The 15,846-nt window shown below is 73.6% G+C and carries 9 protein-coding genes; 3 read left to right on the top strand and 6 right to left on the bottom strand.

From position 1 onward, the window contains the following. Positions 1 to 22: 22 nt before the first annotated feature. The 3 genes from ABIC30_RS26530 to ABIC30_RS26520 all read right to left on the bottom strand — a co-directional run bounded on the left by ABIC30_RS26530 (position 23) and on the right by ABIC30_RS26520 (position 3,005). Positions 23 to 874 carry an AAA family ATPase gene (locus ABIC30_RS26530; RefSeq protein WP_020092352.1) on the bottom strand — a complete coding sequence of 284 codons (852 nt, stop codon included), beginning with the start codon at positions 872 to 874 and terminating at the stop codon, positions 23 to 25. Positions 875 to 1,107: 233 nt separating this feature from the next. Beyond that, a complete protein-coding gene (locus ABIC30_RS26525; protein ID WP_020092351.1) occupies positions 1,108 to 1,749 on the bottom strand; it encodes a hypothetical protein in 642 nt (213 codons plus the stop codon). Beyond that, positions 1,746 to 3,005, bottom strand: coding sequence for a hypothetical protein (locus ABIC30_RS26520; RefSeq protein ID WP_020092350.1), 1,260 nt, complete (start codon positions 3,003 to 3,005; stop codon positions 1,746 to 1,748). The genes ABIC30_RS26525 and ABIC30_RS26520 overlap by 4 nt, the downstream gene beginning before the upstream one ends. Positions 3,006 to 3,315: 310 nt before the next feature. On the opposite strand from ABIC30_RS26520, the gene ABIC30_RS26515 reads away from it, so the two are divergent. Next, positions 3,316 to 5,160 carry a cation:proton antiporter domain-containing protein gene (locus tag ABIC30_RS26515; protein ID WP_020092349.1) on the top strand — a complete coding sequence of 615 codons (1,845 nt, stop codon included), beginning with the start codon at positions 3,316 to 3,318 and terminating at the stop codon, positions 5,158 to 5,160. Between the two features lie 76 nt (positions 5,161 to 5,236). Here the strand turns inward: ABIC30_RS26515 and ABIC30_RS26510 are convergent, their stop codons facing one another. Continuing rightward, positions 5,237 to 5,644 carry a hypothetical protein gene (locus ABIC30_RS26510; RefSeq protein ID WP_020092348.1) on the bottom strand — a complete coding sequence of 136 codons (408 nt, stop codon included), beginning with the start codon at positions 5,642 to 5,644 and terminating at the stop codon, positions 5,237 to 5,239. Between the two features lie 335 nt (positions 5,645 to 5,979). Between ABIC30_RS26510 and ABIC30_RS26505 the strand changes: the two genes are divergently transcribed. Then, a complete protein-coding gene (locus tag ABIC30_RS26505) occupies positions 5,980 to 7,155 on the top strand; it encodes a vWA domain-containing protein (protein WP_020092347.1) in 1,176 nt (391 codons plus the stop codon). A gap of 169 nt (positions 7,156 to 7,324) precedes the next feature. Here the strand turns inward: ABIC30_RS26505 and ABIC30_RS26500 are convergent, their stop codons facing one another. Both ABIC30_RS26500 and ABIC30_RS26495 read right to left on the bottom strand, forming a co-directional pair. Continuing rightward, the gene (locus ABIC30_RS26500) at positions 7,325 to 7,645 is read right to left on the bottom strand and encodes a 2Fe-2S iron-sulfur cluster-binding protein (RefSeq protein ID WP_020092346.1); all 321 of its coding nucleotides are present in this window, start codon (positions 7,643 to 7,645) and stop codon (positions 7,325 to 7,327) included. Between the two features lie 133 nt (positions 7,646 to 7,778). Then, positions 7,779 to 8,099 carry an Hpt domain-containing protein gene (locus tag ABIC30_RS26495; RefSeq protein WP_020092345.1) on the bottom strand — a complete coding sequence of 107 codons (321 nt, stop codon included), beginning with the start codon at positions 8,097 to 8,099 and terminating at the stop codon, positions 7,779 to 7,781. 288 nt (positions 8,100 to 8,387) lie between these two features. Here ABIC30_RS26495 and ABIC30_RS26490 point away from each other — a divergent pair, with 288 nt between their 5' ends. Further along, a complete protein-coding gene (locus ABIC30_RS26490) occupies positions 8,388 to 15,791 on the top strand; it encodes an apolipoprotein A-IV repeat region-like domain-containing protein (protein WP_020092344.1) in 7,404 nt (2,467 codons plus the stop codon). The last annotated feature ends 55 nt before the right edge of the window (positions 15,792 to 15,846 follow it).

Below are 15,846 nucleotides of genomic sequence, written 5' to 3'. Positions count from 1 at the left end.
TCCTCGGGTCGTCCGTCCGGCCTCAGCCGCCGCGCTGGTCCCGGCGCATCATGAAGGCCAGCTTCTCGAACAGGCTGACATCCTGCTCGTTCTTCAGGAGCGCCCCGTGCAGCGGCGGGATCAGCTTGCGGCCGTCCTGCTCGCGCAGGGTCTCGGGGGTGATGTCCTCGGAGACGAGGAGCTTCAGCCAGTCGAGCAGCTCCGAGGTCGAGGGCTTCTTCTTGAGGCCCGGGACCTCGCGCATCGCCAGGAAGGTCCGCAGGGCCTCCTCGACGAGGCGGTGCTTGATGCCCGGATAGTGGACGTCGACGATGCGCTGCAGCGTCTCGGAATCGGGGAACTTGATGTAGTGGAAGAAGCAGCGGCGCAGGAACGCGTCCGGCAACTCCTTCTCGTTGTTCGACGTGATGATCACGATCGGCCGGCGCACGGCCTTCACGGTCTCGCCGGTCTCGTAGACGTGGAACTCCATCCGGTCGAGTTCGGTCAGCAGGTCGTTGGGGAACTCGATATCGGCCTTGTCGATCTCGTCGATGAGCAGGACCGGGCGCTCGGGCGCGGTGAACGCCTCCCAGAGCTTGCCGCGCCGGATGTAGTTGGAGATGTCCGAGACCCGAGGGTCGCCGAGCTGGGAGTCGCGCAGGCGCGAGACCGCGTCGTACTCGTAGAGCCCCTGCTGCGCCTTGGTGGTCGACTTGATGTTCCAGACGATCAGCGGCGCGCCCAAGCCCTTGGCGATCTCTTCGGCCAGCACGGTCTTGCCGGTCCCGGGCTCGCCCTTCACGAGGAGCGGCCGCTCCAGGACCACGGCGGCGTTGACCGCCGCGGTGAGGTCGGGGGTCGCGACGTAGGTCTCGGTTCCGGAAAAGCGCATCGCGGTCTCGGAGAGAGGGGCTCGGGCCAAGGGGTAGCGCGCCGCGCCGCCGGGCCGCAAGCGCCGTCCCCGTCCGGCCGTCCCAGTCGGTGCCGGCTGATGCGCCCGCCCGATGGTCCACGCCGTCATCACGAGCGAAGCGAAGTGACCCAGAGCAGCGGGACGTTCGGAGGCGGGGCGCTACCCTGGATTGCTTCGCTTCGCTCGCAAGGACGGTGGCGCCGCGAGCGATCTCAGCCCTTCTCGTGCCAGACGCAGTTCCGGGCGAGGATCTCGAGGTTGACGTCCGACTTCTGCGGCTGCGGCAGGGTCTTGCCGTCCATGGCCAGGTCGATCTTGATCTCGACCTGGCCCTTCGCCTCGTTGGAGCGGCGGGAGAAGTAGCAGTACTGCTGGTAGGGCTGCTCGGCGCTGTCCTTGAAGTTCCAGCCGGTCACGATCTGCCCGTCGAGGTAGGGCACCTGCTTGAACACCGTGAAGGTCGTGTTCACCGCGGCCTTGGAGGCCGGGGCGGCGTCGTTGCCGAGCTGCGCCTTGGTGGGCGTCGGCGTCGCCGGCGCCTTGGGCAGGCCCTCGAGCTTGAGGGTGTTGTCGGTGAGCGTGACTTCGCCCTTGGTCTTCAGGGTCACGTCCGAGAGCGCCGCCTGCATGGCGGCGGCGATCTTCTCGGCGGCGGTGTCGAACTGGTTCAGGGTCGCCCAGCCGTAGGCCGCCGCGCCGACGCCGATGCCCGCGAGGCACGCGAAGGCGCCGAAGCCCAGCGCCCGGAACAGGAAGGCCCGGGCCGCGACGTAGCTCGAATCCGCCCGCAGGCGGGAATTCACCTGCTGGGCGAGGGCGATGTTCTCGGGGGTCCCGCTCGCGACGTAGTTCATGCGCCGGCTCCAGCGGCAGGGAGGGTCGGGCCCGGATGGGTCTGGTTCGGCAGCGCCTGCTGGCCCTGGGCCGGCCGGTTCATCGGGATCACCGCGCCCGACGCGTTGGCGGCGCGCGGCAGGATCGGCTCGGGGTGCGAGCGCAGGGCGTCGGCGATCGCGTCGAGCATGTAGGGGGCCGCCTCCGGGTTCACGGCGGCGCCGAGATCGTCCTCGTCCATGAAGGTCCGGCGGGTCGAGACCGCGCAGAGCGCCAGGATCGTCGACGCGAAGGCGGCGCAGACCGCGGGCAGGAACACGAAGATCCGCAGGAAGGCGTGGACCTGGCTCTCGGTCACGTCGATCGGGTCGACGCCGTAGACCATGGCGGTGAAGGAGTGGAGCTGCGAGCGGTTGACCGCGTTGCGGTAGCCCTGCTCGGCATCGGCCACGCGGCGGTCGGCGGCGCCCGGATCGAGGGCGGCGCGCGCCTTGCGGGCCTCCTCCAGGTCCTTGATCATCCCGGCGCGGTCGGCGGACGCCTTGGCGACGCCCTGCGACAGGGCGGCGACGCGGGGATCGGCCACGCATTTCAGGTTCTGGTACTTCCGGCCCTTGCTGTTGGTGCCGAAGACCCGCTCGCAGCGCTGGGCCGGGAGGCCGGCGAGCTGCTGGGCGTTGTCGGCGGAGCGCTTCTCGATCTGGTCGAGCTCGGCCGTGTACTGCGCCACGCGCTCGTCGGCCGCCTTGATCCGGTCGCCGATCGTGGCGCGGTCGGCCTGGGCGTCCTTCAGGGCGGTCTTGGTCCGGGCCGCCTCCATCAGGCGGGGATGGAACATCATCTCGCCGAGCTGCGACACCGACTTGGTGGTCACGCCCGCCGCGAAGATGATGCCCAGCACGGCGAGGCCGCGCACGAAGTAGGAGCGCTGGGTCCGGGCCAGGATGCCGAGCGGCACGCGGCACAGCTCCACCGCGGCGTAGACCAGCGGCGCCAGCAGCATGAAGTAGAAGGCGTGCCAGTCGCCGTCGCTGTAGACGCCCGCGAACAGCCACGCGCCCCAGAGCGAGGCGCCGATCACCATGAACTCGACGAGGTACGCGATCGCCACGTAGCCCCACTTGATGCGGTAGCCCTTCTCGACGTGGCGCTGGTGCCGCCAGCGGTCCGACTCGAGCTTCCACTCGCGCTTCTCGCGCTCGAGGTCGCGGCTGGGGGGCGCTGCCGGACCGGCAAATATCGATTTGATGGAGATCATCGGCCTCGTCGCATCCATCCGGTCCAGTTCCGGGCCGAGCCCGGCCGAGCTTAACCCCCGGTTAACTCAGGCGTGTATGCGCGCATTGTGCCGATTTTGGGCCGCGTTGCACGCCTTCACCGCATGCCTCCTTTGGATGCCGTCCGCATCCCGCGTGCCGGTGACCGAAATGTCTCACCCGCGCCTGTATCCGGCTTGTGTCGGAACGCACGTCCGCGGGACCGGTCGCCGGCCGAATCCGGTTGCTCCGAGGGCGCCGCCGACCCATGATCGCGCGGCCGTGAGCGGCGCTCCCCACCCCCGAGAGACGAGGTTCGATCCGCCGCCGATGCCAGAGGTCCACGCCGGCTCCTACAAGGAAGCGATCCTGTTTCTCGTCACAGCGGGCATCGTGGTGCCGCTGTTCCACCGCCTGCGGATCTCGCCGGTGCTCGGCTTCATCGGCGCCGGGGCCCTGCTCGGACCCTTCGGCCTCGGCCGGCTGGCCGACACCTATCCCTCCGTGCACCTCTTCACCATCGGCAACCGGGCCGAGATCTCGCACCTCGCCGAGTTCGGCGTGATCTTCCTGATGTTCATGATCGGGATCGAGCTGTCGTGGGAGCGCCTGCGGGTGCTGCGCCGGCTGGTCTTCGGCCTCGGCTCCCTGCAGGTGGGCTGCTCCGCGCTGATCCTCGGGGCGATCCTCTACGGGCTCAACGTGCCGCTCACCGGCGCGGTGATCGTCGGCATCGGCCTCGCGCTGTCGTCGACCGCGGTGGTCCTGCCGGTCCTCGCCGAGCAGAAGCGGCTGAACGCGCCGACCGGGCGCACGAGCTTCGCGGTGCTGCTGTTCCAGGACCTAGCGGTGGCCCCGGCCCTGTTCGCGATCGCGGTGCTCGGCCGCGACGACGGCGGCGACAAGGGCTGGGCCCTCGCCCTGGCGCTGGGCCAAGCGGCGATCGCGCTGGCCCTGATCGTGGTGGCGGGCCGCCTCGCCCTGCGCCCGCTGTTCCAGCTCGTGGCGCGCACGCGCTCCACCGAGCTGTTCATGGCCGCCTGCCTGCTGGTCATCGTCGGCACGGCGCTGACCGCGGCGGCGAGCGGCCTGTCGATGACGCTGGGCGCCTTCGTGGCCGGCCTGCTGCTGGCCGAAACCGAGTACCGCCGGGCCATCGAGGCGACGATCGACCCGTTCAAGGGCCTGCTGCTCGGCGTGTTCTTCGTCTCGGTGGGCATGAACCTCGACCCGGCGCAGCTGATGGCGACGCCGGGGGCGATCATCGGCCTGTCGCTGGCGCTGGTCCTGATCAAGGCCGCCGTGGTGATGATGGCGGCCCCCGTGCTGAAGATCCCCCGGCCGGTGGCGCTGGAGACGGCGCTCCTCCTCGGTCCGGGCGGCGAGTTCGCCTACGTGCTGATCGGCGGCGCCATGGCCACCGGCCTGGTGCCGGAGGAGGTCGGCGCGGCGGCCCTCGTGGTGACCACGGTCACGATGATCATGATCCCGGCGCTCGCCGCCGTCGGCCGCCGGCTCAAGCTGCGGGCGACCGCCAGCGCCCAGGCCACCGCCAAGGCGGAGCCGGTGCCGGAGCGCGTGGGGAACCGGGTGATCGTCGCGGGGTTCGGCCGCGTCGGCCGGCAGGTCGGCGAGATGCTGGAGCGGCACAAGATCCCGTACATCGCCCTCGATTCCGACGCCGCGCGGGTGGCCGAGCAGCGCCGTGCCGGGGCGCCGGTCTATTTCGGCGACAGCGGCAACACCGAGATGCTGCGCCGCTGCGACATCGCCACGGCCCGGGCGCTGGTCGTCACCCTCGACAATCCCCGCGCCGTCGAGGCGGCGGTGGCGGCGGCCCGCGCCGAGCGGCCGGACCTGACCATCGTGGCCCGGGCCCGCGACGCCCGCCACGCCTCCTCGCTCTACGAGCTCGGCGTCGACGACGCGGTCCCGGAGACGATCGAGGCCTCGCTGCAGCTGTCGGAGGCCGTGCTGGTCGATGTCGGCGTGCCGATGGGGCTGGTGATCGCGTCGATCCACGAGCGGCGGGACGAGTACCGCGCCCTGCTGAAGAAGCGCGAGGGCGAGTCGAAGCCGATCTTCCGGGCCCGCCGGACCGTCGGGAAGGCACTCGGCAAGGCCCCGGTCAAGCGGGAGCCCGAGCGCCAGGAGGCGGCCGGCCAGGAGGCCTGAGGGGGCGGCCTAGAGGGGGCGGCCTGAGGGGGCGGCCTGAGGCGGGAGATCCGAGCGGAGGTCCCGGGGGCCCCGCTCAGATCAGGACCGGGTGCGCGTCCTCGTGCTTGGCCCGCCGCGCCGCGCGGCTGCGCGGCGCCGGCTCGAACCCGTCGGCGAAGCTGCACCGGTAGACCAGCTCGTCCGCCGGCCCGAGGCCGGTGACCAGGGGCACCGTCACGGTGTCGCCGGAGAAGCGCCAGCCGCGGGCGCCCTTGTCCCAGTAGAGCCAGACCGTCCCGGGATAGCCCCGCAGGGTGAAGACCGCGGCCTTGCGCGACAGGGCCTGCACCGCCCGCGGGGCGTACATGCCCTTGTCGCGGTAGGCGTCCCGGGTCGCCTCCGGCTGGCGGTCCATGAAGGTGTTGCGCACCAGCTGAATCGTCGCCCCCGGCTTCCCGAGAAACCGCTTGAATTCCGTCAGATTCCGCAGGATGACCGCCATCGCAGGTCTCCTCGCTAGCTCCGTGTCGGCCGCGCTGCCGCGTCCGCACACACTCGATGTCCCGAGTTGAGCGATTCCCATGACCGATTGAGTGACTGGGCGAGGCTTGTCCGGTCACATATCAACAGATTCGACGACTTATGCCCAGGTTATGAGTCCCATCGGGTCGGAGAGACTCGTTTGGGCGCCGGAATCGGCGCTGCCGACGGGGCTGAATCTTGTCGACCATCGGCGAAGACTCGGAAGTCCTTCGGAAAGGTCCTGCCACGCTCGGCGGCGCGCCGACCGATTCGCGCGGGCTTGACCCGGACGCCCGGCTGGCGCGTTCTCCCGGCATGCTGCTGCAGTTCTTCACGGCCCTCCGGGACGCCAAGGTCCCCGTCTCCCTGAAGGAGTACCTGACCCTGCTCGGCGCCCTGGACCGGGGCCTCGCGGAGCACGACGTCGAGGCGTTCTACTTCCTGTCGCGCACCGCGCTCGTGAAGGACGAGGCGCATCTCGACCGGTTCGACCGGGTGTTCGGCACGGTGTTCAAGGGGCTGGAGACCCTGGGCGAGGCGGTCGAGCCCGCCGCGATCCCGGAGGAATGGCTCAGGAAGCTCGCCGAGAAGTACCTGACCGAGGCCGAGAAGGCGGAGCTGAAGGCGCTCGGCTGGGACAAGCTGTTCGAGACCCTGAAGCAGCGCCTCGCCGAGCAGAAGGGGCGCCACCAGGGCGGCTCGAAATGGATCGGGACCGGCGGCACCTCGCCCTTCGGCGCCTACGGCTACAATCCCGAGGGGATCCGCATCGGCCAGGACGGCAACCGCAACTTCCGGGCGGTGAAGGTCTGGGACAAGCGCGAGTTCAAGGACCTCGACGACGACCGCGAGATCGGCGCGCGCAACATGCGCCTGGCGCTGCGGCGCCTGCGCCGCTTCGCCCGGACCGGCGCGGCGGAGGAGCTCGACCTCGACGGCACGATCCGCGCGAGCGCCCGCCAGGGCTACATCGACGTGAAGCTGCGGCCGGAGCGGCGCAACGCCGTGAAGGTGCTGCTGTTCCTGGACGTCGGCGGCTCGATGGACTGGCACATCGAGCAGGCGGAGGCCCTGTTCTCGGCGGCGCGCTCGGAGTTCAAGCACCTCGCGCACTACTACTTCCACAACTGCCCCTACGAGGCGGTCTGGACCGAGAACCGGCGGCGCCACGAGGCCAAGACGCCGCTCCTCGACGTGATCCGCACCTACGGCAGCGACTACCGGCTCGTCTTCGTGGGTGACGCCTCGATGAGCCCCTACGAGATCGCGACGCCCGGCGGCTCCGTGGAGCACTGGAACGAGGAGGCGGGCGCCACCTGGATGCAGCGGCTCCTCGACCATTTCCCGAAGGCGGCGTGGCTGAACCCGGTGCCCGAGACGCACTGGGGCTACACCCAGTCGATCGGCATGATGCAGCGGCTTGTCGCCGGTCGGATGTTCCCCCTCACCCTGGACGGGCTCGACGCCGCGGCGCGGGCGCTGGTGCGATGACAGGTGCCTTTACGGCCTCACAGCGCGACGCGACCGGAGGCGATGCCGTCCTCGCGAGCGCAGCGAAGCGATCCAGCAGCGCCGCATACGCGGACGTCGTGCCACCCTGGGTCGCTTCGCTGCGCTCGCGAGGACGGGCGGGGATCGCGCGACCGAGACGGTTTCCGTCTCAGCCCTGCTGGGACGGCGTCGTCACCACGAGGCCGTCCATCGCCGGCGTGATCTTGATCTGGCAGGAGAGGCGGGAATTCTCGCGGACGTCGCTGGCGAAATCCAGCATGTCCTGCTCCATGTCCTGCGCCTTGCCGACCGTGTCGATCCAGGCGTCGGCCACGTAGACGTGGCAGGTGGCGCAGGCGCAGGCGCCCCCGCACTCCGCGTCGATGCCCGGGACGTTGTTGCGCATAGCCGTCTCCATCACGGTCGCGCCGACGCTGCCTTCGACGGTCCGTTCCGTCCCGGCGTGGTCGACGTAGGTGATCTTGGGCATGCTGGGGGCTCCGGGCTCGCGTCGAGCGCAATCTGTCCGACGGGCGGCGTGCCTGCTTGGCGGCTGGAAACGCGGAATGCAAGCGCGGCATTAGACACCGGTCCCGGATCGATCGCCGCATTGGGCGACACCGTCAGGCGCGCGCCTCCGCGATCTCCGCCAGCGCCCGCGCGACCGCGGCCGCGAGGTCGTCGACCGGCACCGCCCCGGTGCCGGCGCGCAGGCGCGTCTCCGCGGCGTCCGCGAGCGCCCGCACGTGGATCGCCCCGACGCCCGCGGCCGAGCCCTTCAGGGTGTGGGCGAGGTCGGCGCGCTGCGCCCGCGGCAGGGCCGGGTCGGCGAGGCGCGGCAGGATCGACCGGCACTGGCCGGCGAACAGCTCCAGAACCTCACGGGCCAGATCGGCGTCGCCGCCGGTCTGGGCCTCGAGTTCCGCGGGGTCGATGGCCTGCATGCTCGGGCTCCCGGCATCCGGATTCGTCGGGGATTGCGGATCTGATCCACACAATTCACCCCCTGATTCGCCGGGTGGGGATCGCGCCCGACCCCTCCCCTGCGGCAGGATGGTGGAGGCGGCGAGCGACGGGCCCGGTAACCATTCGGTTAACCTTTTCTGGGGCCGGTCGAGGGCTCGGGTATCGGCAGTCGCTGCCCGAGTTTAGTCTTGTAATGGTAAACGGGGCGTTGCGTCTCCGGCTCAAGCCTCTCCAGGCGCCGGTGAACCCGTGTAACGAGGCGTTGTATGGCGACCGAGAAGAAGCTGAAGGACCCGGCCGAGGCCGCGCTCTCTGCGATCGAGCAGGCGCTGAACCTCGACGCCCTGACGCCGAACGGCACCGACGGCCGCGCCGAGCCGCGCCTGCCCGATGTCGGTGACGCCGACCCGCTGCGCGACGGCGGTCTCGACGCCGGCCGGACCATGCCGCCGCGCCTCGACCTCGACCCGCCGCTCGCCTCCGACCTGCCGCCGCCGGGCCTGGACCGCCCCCGCCGCGAGGGCGGCCTCCTGCCCCCCGACCGCTCGCTCGTGGCCAACGACGACCGGCGCAACATCGGCATCCTGCAGCAGACCCTGCGGGTGCGCTCCTCGCCCAAGCCCTACCTGCTCGCCCTCGCGGCCGGCGCCGTCTGGATCGGCGCCCTGGTGCTGGTCGCGTGGTCGAAGTCCGACGGCGACCTGCGCGCCGTCCTGTCGGGCCTCTCGGCCCTCCAGGCGAGCGTCGGCGCCGCGGCCCTGTTCGGTCCGGTGGTGCTGTTCGTGATCGCCGCCATGCTGGCGGTGCGCGCCCAGGAGATGCGCCTCGTCGCCCGCGCGGTCGGCGAGGTCGCAGTGCGCCTGGCCGAGCCCGAGAGCTTCTCCACCGACGCGGTCCTGACCATGTCGCAGACCGTGCGCCGCGAGGTGGCGGCGGTGGGCGACGGCGTCGAGCGGGCGCTCGCCCGGGCCGGCGAGCTGGAGACCCTGGTGCGCGGCGAGATCGCCACCCTGGAGCGGGCCTATTCCGACAACGAGATCCGGATCCGCTCCCTCGTGGACGAGCTGGTGGCCCAGCGCGAGGCGATCGTCACCAACGCCGAGCGGGTGCGCAGCGCCATCACCGGGTCGCACCAGAGCCTGAGCCAGGACCTGGAGGGTGCCTCCGACCGGATCGTCTCCGCGGTGACCGGCGCGGGCGAGCGCGTGACCGGCGCGCTGGAGACCCGCGGCGCCGCGATCACCGCCTCCCTGGGCGAGGCCGGCGACCGGGTGGTCAACCTGATGACCGCCCGCGGCAGCGACCTGATCGACACGCTGGCGGCCACCAGCCAGGAGGTGCGCGGCAGCTTCCAGGAGGTCGGCGAGACCCTGACCCGCAGCTTCGAGGACCGCGCCGGCACGGCGACCGGCGCCTTCCAGGCCGCCGGCACCGCCCTGGCCGAGCGCCTGTCGGAGAATGCCGGCGCCCTCACCCGGACCCTGGAGGAGACCGGCAGCCGCGTGAGCGACGCGCTGGAGCGCCAGGCCGGCACGGTGCGCGAGACCTTCGAGCGCTCCGTGACGGGGCTCGAATCCGCCTTCCTGTCGCGCGGCTCGGAGCTGACCGAGCGCTTCGGCGCGATGGGCGCCGAGATCACCGCCCGCTTCGCCGAGACCGGCTCGGCCCTGACCCAGGACATCGCCGGCCGCGGCCTCGCGCTGCGCGCCGAGATCGAGAGCGCCGGCCTGTCGGTCGCCGAGACGATCGAGGGCCGCGGGCGCGACGCCCAGGCCGCCCTGGCGCTCGCCGCCAGCGGCGCCGGCGAGACCCTGGCGGCCCGCGCGGGCGCCGTGCGCGACGACCTCGTCGGCACCGCCGAGCGGATCGCCGAGGCCCTGTCGGAGCGCGGCGGCGCCCTCGCCGAGCGGATGGACGGCATCGCGGCGCGCCTCGACGAGACCGTGACGGTCCGGGCCGCGGACCTGGAGCACCGGGTCGCGGCGGCGGCCGAGCAGGCCGGCGGCAGCATCGCGCACCGGACCGAGACGGTCGCGGCCAACCTCGAGGCCGCCTTCGCGGCCCTGGGCCGGGGCTTCGAGACGGGGGCCTCCTCCGCGGTCCAGTCGCTGCGGGGCACCGTCGAGGGCCTGTCGGGCGAGATCGACGGCCGCACCGCCGAGGCGGTCGCGGCGCTCCGGCGCGGGGCCGAGGCGGCCACCGATGCCCTGCGCGGCACGGCCGAGGACGCCACCGGCGCGGTCGAGGCCCGGACCCTCGAGGCCGTGCGGGTGTTCGAGCGCCGGGTCGCGGATTCCGCCGCCGCCCTGTCGGCGCGGACCGAGGAGGCGGCCGCCGCGCTGCGGGCCGCCGCCGATCAGGCGAGCCAAGCCGCCGAGACGCAGACGCGGGACGCCGCCGCCCGGCTCGCCGCGGCCCTGGACACCCTGCGCAACGCCTCCGGCGAGGTCACCGGCGCGGTCGAGGCCGAGACCGCGATCCTCACCGCCCGGTTCCGCGACGCCGCCGACCGGGCCGGCACCGAGCTCGGCGCCCGCGGCACGGACGCCGTCGCGGCGGTCCGCGCCGCCCTGGACGATCTCAACCGCGAGCTCGCCGCCCGGACCGGCGACGCCACCGGCAGCCTCGCCGAGGCCGCCCGCGCGATCTCGGCCGACCTCGCCGCCCGGATCGGCGAGATGGAGGCGGCCTTCGGCGAGCACGGCCGGAGCGTCGCCGAGCTGCTCGCCGGCCACGCCGACGAGACCCAGGCCCGGATCAGCGGCACCGGCCGCGACATCGTGCTCGCCGTGGCGAGCCAGGGCGCCCGCATCGCCGACACCCTCAGCCAGACCGGCGCGAGCTTCGCCGAGACCGCCGACGGCCGGGTCCGGGCGATCGACGAGACGCTGGGCAACCGCCTCGCCGCCCTGCAGGAGACCATCGCCCGCGGCGACATCCTGGCCGACCGAATCAACCGCGACACCGCCGCGCTGGGCGAGACTGTCGGCGCCCGGCTGGAGGAGATGGACCGCCTCCTCACCGGCAAGGGCGAGGCCGTCGCCGAGACGATCGCCACCCGGGCCCGCGAGGCCGGCAGCCTGATCGAGACCCATCTCGGCGGCCTGGAGACGCGCTCGGCCGAGCGGGCCGCCGCCATCGCGGCCGCCGTGGCGGCGCTGGTCGGCCAGATCGACGACCATCTCGGCAGCCGCGCGAACGCCGTGGACGACGCGCTGCGCGCCCGGACCGACGAGATGGCCCGCGTCATGGCCGAGGGCCATCGCGGTCTGATGGAGATGCTGGAGGGCCGCACCTCCGGGCTCGGCCAGGACATCGCCCGCCACACGGGCGAGATCGCCCGGCGGATCGAGGAGAGCGCCGGCCATTTCGACACCGGCGTCATCGGCCGCCTGCAGGCGATCGCCGAGACCCTGGACCAGCGCGCCCGCCTCGTGGACGAGAGCTTCGGCGTCCAGGCCTTCGAGGCGATCCGCCTGATCGAGGCGCGCACCCGCGCGGTGGACGAGGAGCTGGCCGGCCGGACCCGCGACCTCGTGGCGATGATCGCCGACCGGACCGGCGGCCTCGACGGCGCCATGGCCGAGCGCGTCCGCGCCCTCACCGGCACCATCGAGGAGGCCACCCGCGGCCTCGAGGCCGCGCTGGCGAACCGCGCGGATTCGATGATCCGCCTGGTGGACGAGCGCACCGAGAACGCCGACGCGGCGCTGGCCGCCCGCACCGAGGCCGTGCACGCGGCCTTCGCGGAGCGCGCCGACCTCATCGGCCGCCTGATCGACGAGCGCATCGCCGCCATGTCGGGCGAGCTCGACGAGAAGGGCCGCGCCGTGTTCGGGGCGATCGGCGGCCGGATCACCGAGCTCGCCCGCCTGCTCGACCGCGGCGGCACCTCGCTGGCCGAACTCATCGACCAGCGCGGCGAGAGCGTGCTCGCCAAGCTCCAGCAGACCATCGCGGACGCCGAGCGGATGCTCGATGCCGGCGAGGGCCGCCTGGGCCACACCCTGTCGAGCCGCACGGCCGACATCAGCGGCCTCCTCGACGAGGGCGTCCGCTCGGTCCACACCCTGCTGGACGACCGGACCAACCAGATCCGCGTCCTGCTGGACGACCATGCCGGCACCCTGGCCGCCACCCTGGACGGCCGGATGGGCCCGATCCACGAGGCGCTGGACGGCCGCGGGCAGGCGATGGTCGCCGCCCTGGAGGGCGCGTTCGGCTCCGCCACCGGCGCCCTCGACGACCGCACCCGCCAGCTCGGCAGCCTGTTCGACGAGCGGCTGGGCCACCTCGAGAGCTTGGTCGACGGCCGCGGCACCCGCCTCGCCGACACCCTCACCGCCCGGGCCCAGGCCCTGCGCACCCTGTTCGAGGAGGCTCAGTCGGCCCTCGACGGCGTGGTCGAGGGCGGCGGCGGCCGCTTCGCCGCCGCGGTCGACGCCCGCATTCAGTCCCTCCGCGCGGTGCTGGAGGAGGCGCCCGCCGCCGTCTCCGCGCTGGTGGAGACCCGCGAGCGCCAGCTCGCCGCCACCCTCGACGCCCGCACGCAGCGCCTCCACACCCTGTTCGAGGAGGCCCAGGCCGGCCTGCGCGACCTCGTGGACGGGCGCGGCCAGGAGGTCGCCGACGCCATCGCGGCCCGGACCGAGGGCCTGCGCACGACCCTCGACGCGGCGCCCGCCCAGATGGCGGATCTGCTGGACACCCGCCTGTCCGACCTTCAGGGCCTGTTCGAGCGGGCGCAGGGCGAGATCGACCGCCTCGTGGACACCCGCGGCCGCCAGATCGCCGGCACGATCGAGCACCGCACCCAGGCGCTCCAGACCACGATCGAGGGCGTGAACCCGGCGATCGCCGGCCTGCTCGAGGAGCGCGAGAACCGCCTCGCCGAGACCCTCAAGGAGCGGACGGGCGAGCTGCAGACTCTGTTCGACCGGGTGCAGAACCGCCTCGGCGCCCTTGTCGAGGGCACCGGCCGCGACGTGTCCGAGCGGGTCGACGCGCGCGTCGAGACCCTGCGGGCGACCTTCGAGCAGGCGCGCGCCGCGATCGAGGGCCTGCTGGAGGACCGCGGCCAGGCCCTGGTGGCGGCCGCCGAGGGCCGGACCGGCGCCCTGGTGGAGGTGTTCGACGCCCGCCTGCGCGCCCTCGACGGTGCCGTCGAGGGCCGGACCGGCGCCCTGGTCGAGACCTTCGACGCCCGCCTGCGCGCCCTGGACGGCGCCGTCGAGGGCCGGACCGGCGCCCTGGTCGAGACCTTCGACGCCCGGCTGCGGGAGCTGGACGGCGTGGTCGAGGGCCGCACCGCGGCCCTGGCGCAGGCCGTCGAGGCGCAGAGCGAGGCCCTGGCCCGCGGCGTCGACGCCCGCGCCGACGCCTTCACGCAGCGCATCGACAGCCGCATGCGGCTGTTCGCGACCCTGGTGGCGCAGCGCGCCGACACCCTGGCCACCGCCTTCGACGACCGCCACGAGGCCTTCGCGGGCCTCATGGACGAGCGCACGGCGTCCCTGGTCGCCGCCCTCGACGAGCGGGCCCGCGCCCATGCCGAGCAGGTCGAGGCCCACAACGCGGCCCTGGCCGAGACGCTCAGCCGCCGCGAGGCCGCGCTCGCCGGCCTGATCGACGCCCGCACCGAGGCCCTCGGGGCCGGGTTCGAGCGCCGCGCCACGGCGCTCGGTGCCCTGGTCGACGCCCGCGGCGAGGCCCTGTCCCGCCGCCTCGCCGAGAGCGCCGAGACCCTGGTGCGCGCCATCGAGGAGCGCGGCGGCGCGCTGCTCGCCAGCGTCGAGGGCAGTGGCCGCGCCGTCGGCGACAGCCTGGAGGGCCATGTCGAGCGCCTGCGCAGCGCCATCGACGGGCCGATGATGGACCTGTCGCGGGCCCTGTCGGACCGGGCCGAGGCGATCGAGCGGACGCTCGCCGAAACCGGAATGCCGCTCGCCGAGAGCCTGCGGGAGCGGACCGAGGAGCTGGCCGTGCAGTCGCGGGCCTCGGCCGAGCTGCTGCGCGCCGCCGTCGAGGACGGCGCGGGCCGCACGCTCTCGGAGCTGTTCGAGACCAACGACCGGATGGGCCGCGAGCTCGGCGCGCTGCTGCAGCGGATCGAGGCCGCCAACACGGCGCTGACCGACCTCGTGGCCGGCGCCGACACCAACCTCGGCGCGATCGAGCAGGGTCTCGCCGGCCGGATCGAGCAGGTCCAGGGGGCGCTGGAGCGCATCGCCGCCGAGACCGGCCGGGCCAGCGCCGGCGTCTCGGCCCAGGTCGAGGCCCTGCGCGGCGCCGCCGACGGGGCGCTCAGCGAGGCCTCGCGCCTCGCCGAGACCCTCGACGGCCGCGGCCGCTCCCTCGGCGAGCAGACCGCCGCGCACGTGGCGGCCCTCGACCGGGCCGCGGCCTCGCTGGCGGCCATCGAGGAGCGCCTGGACTCGGCCCTGTCGGGCCGCGAGACCAAGCTGACCGAGGCTCTGGCCGCGTTCGAGGCCCGGGCCGCCGCCCTGGAGCAGAACGGCACCGCCCTGGCCCAGACCATCGAGCAGACCCTGCGCGCCGCCGAGGAGCGTGCCCGCAGCGTCGGCGAGTCCCTGGCCCAGTCGGCCCAGGGCGCCGGGGCCTCGGTGACGAGCGCCTTCGCCGACCTGAAGGACAGCGCCAGCGCCGAGGGCGAGAAGGCCGCCCAGGGCGTCCGGCAGGTCATCGAGGAGGCGGCCCGCGAGATGCGCAGCGGCTTCCAGGAGGCCCAGGCCAGCTTCGGCGACTCCTTCTCGGCCCTGCGCGAGATGGCGGGCTCGATCCGCGGCGAACTCGACGCGACCCGCGCCGAGCTCGCCAAGGGCGTCCTCGAGCTGCCGCGCGAGACGCAGGACGCAACCGGCGAGATGCGCCGGGTGGTAGCGGACCAGATCAAGGCCCTCAACGAGCTGTCGTCCCTGGTCTCCCGCTCCGGCCGCTCGGTCGACGTCGCCCAGCCGCAGGCGCAGCCCCAGCGCCGGGTCGCGGAGAGCGGCGGCCGCGCCGTCGCGGCGGCGGCGCCCGCCGCGGCCCCGGTCGCACCGGCGATGCCGACGGCGGCCCCCGCGGCTCCGGCCCTGCCGGCGCCCGCGGCGACGCCGCGGCCCGCCGCGGCCAAGATCGAGGCGCCGCGCCCGTCCGCGACCGCCCGCCCGGCGCAGGCCGGCGACAAGCGCGGCTGGCTGTCCGACCTGCTGACCCGCGCCTCGCTGGACGACGACGAGGAGCCGGCGGCCGACGCGCCGGCCGCCGCCCCGGCGCCCGCGCCGGCGGCCCGCCGCCCCGCGGTGGCGGCCGCCGAGACCGGGCGGATCGCCCTCGACACGATCTCGACCGACATCGCCAAGATGATCGAGCACCGGACCGCGGTCGACCTGTGGGAGCGGTACCGCCGGGGCGAGCCGAACCTGTTCGACCCGCGGATCTACACGCCGCAGGGCCGGGCCACCTTCGCGGAGATCCAGCGCCGGTACAGGACCGACGCGGAGTTCCGCCGCAGCGTCGACCGCTACGTCAGCGAGTTCGAGCGCCTGCTCGGCGACGTGGTCAAGAACGACAGCGACGCCAAGCGCACCGACGCCTACCTGACCTCGGAGACCGGCAAGGTCTACACCATGCTGGCCCATGCCAGCGGGCGCTTCGACGGGGCGTAGGACCGATCCCGCCGGGGCCGCTCGCGGCGCCGGCGGGCGCCTGACCGGGGGCGAC

It is taken from the genome of Methylobacterium sp. 1030 (assembly GCF_040544715.1).
Taxonomy (GTDB): Bacteria; Pseudomonadota; Alphaproteobacteria; order Rhizobiales; family Beijerinckiaceae; genus Methylobacterium.
The sequence above is the reverse complement of the archived record's forward strand: the minus strand, read 5'-3'. Positions and strand labels throughout refer to the sequence as shown.

Excerpts from the sequence above, each read along its gene's own strand:
- ABIC30_RS26530 (WP_020092352.1), bottom strand. The coding sequence starts at position 874 with ATGCGCTTTTCCGGAACCGAGACCTACGTCGCGACCCCCGACCTCACC.
- ABIC30_RS26525 (WP_020092351.1), bottom strand. The coding sequence starts at position 1,749 with ATGAACTACGTCGCGAGCGGGACCCCCGAGAACATCGCCCTCGCCCAG.
- ABIC30_RS26520 (WP_020092350.1), bottom strand. The coding sequence starts at position 3,005 with ATGGATGCGACGAGGCCGATGATCTCCATCAAATCGATATTTGCCGGT.
- ABIC30_RS26515 (WP_020092349.1), top strand. The coding sequence starts at position 3,316 with ATGCCAGAGGTCCACGCCGGCTCCTACAAGGAAGCGATCCTGTTTCTC.
- ABIC30_RS26510 (WP_020092348.1), bottom strand. The coding sequence starts at position 5,644 with ATGGCGGTCATCCTGCGGAATCTGACGGAATTCAAGCGGTTTCTCGGG.
- ABIC30_RS26505 (WP_020092347.1), top strand. The coding sequence starts at position 5,980 with ATGCTGCTGCAGTTCTTCACGGCCCTCCGGGACGCCAAGGTCCCCGTC.
- ABIC30_RS26500 (WP_020092346.1), bottom strand. The coding sequence starts at position 7,645 with ATGCCCAAGATCACCTACGTCGACCACGCCGGGACGGAACGGACCGTC.
- ABIC30_RS26495 (WP_020092345.1), bottom strand. The coding sequence starts at position 8,099 with ATGCAGGCCATCGACCCCGCGGAACTCGAGGCCCAGACCGGCGGCGAC.
- ABIC30_RS26490 (WP_020092344.1), top strand. The coding sequence starts at position 8,388 with ATGGCGACCGAGAAGAAGCTGAAGGACCCGGCCGAGGCCGCGCTCTCT.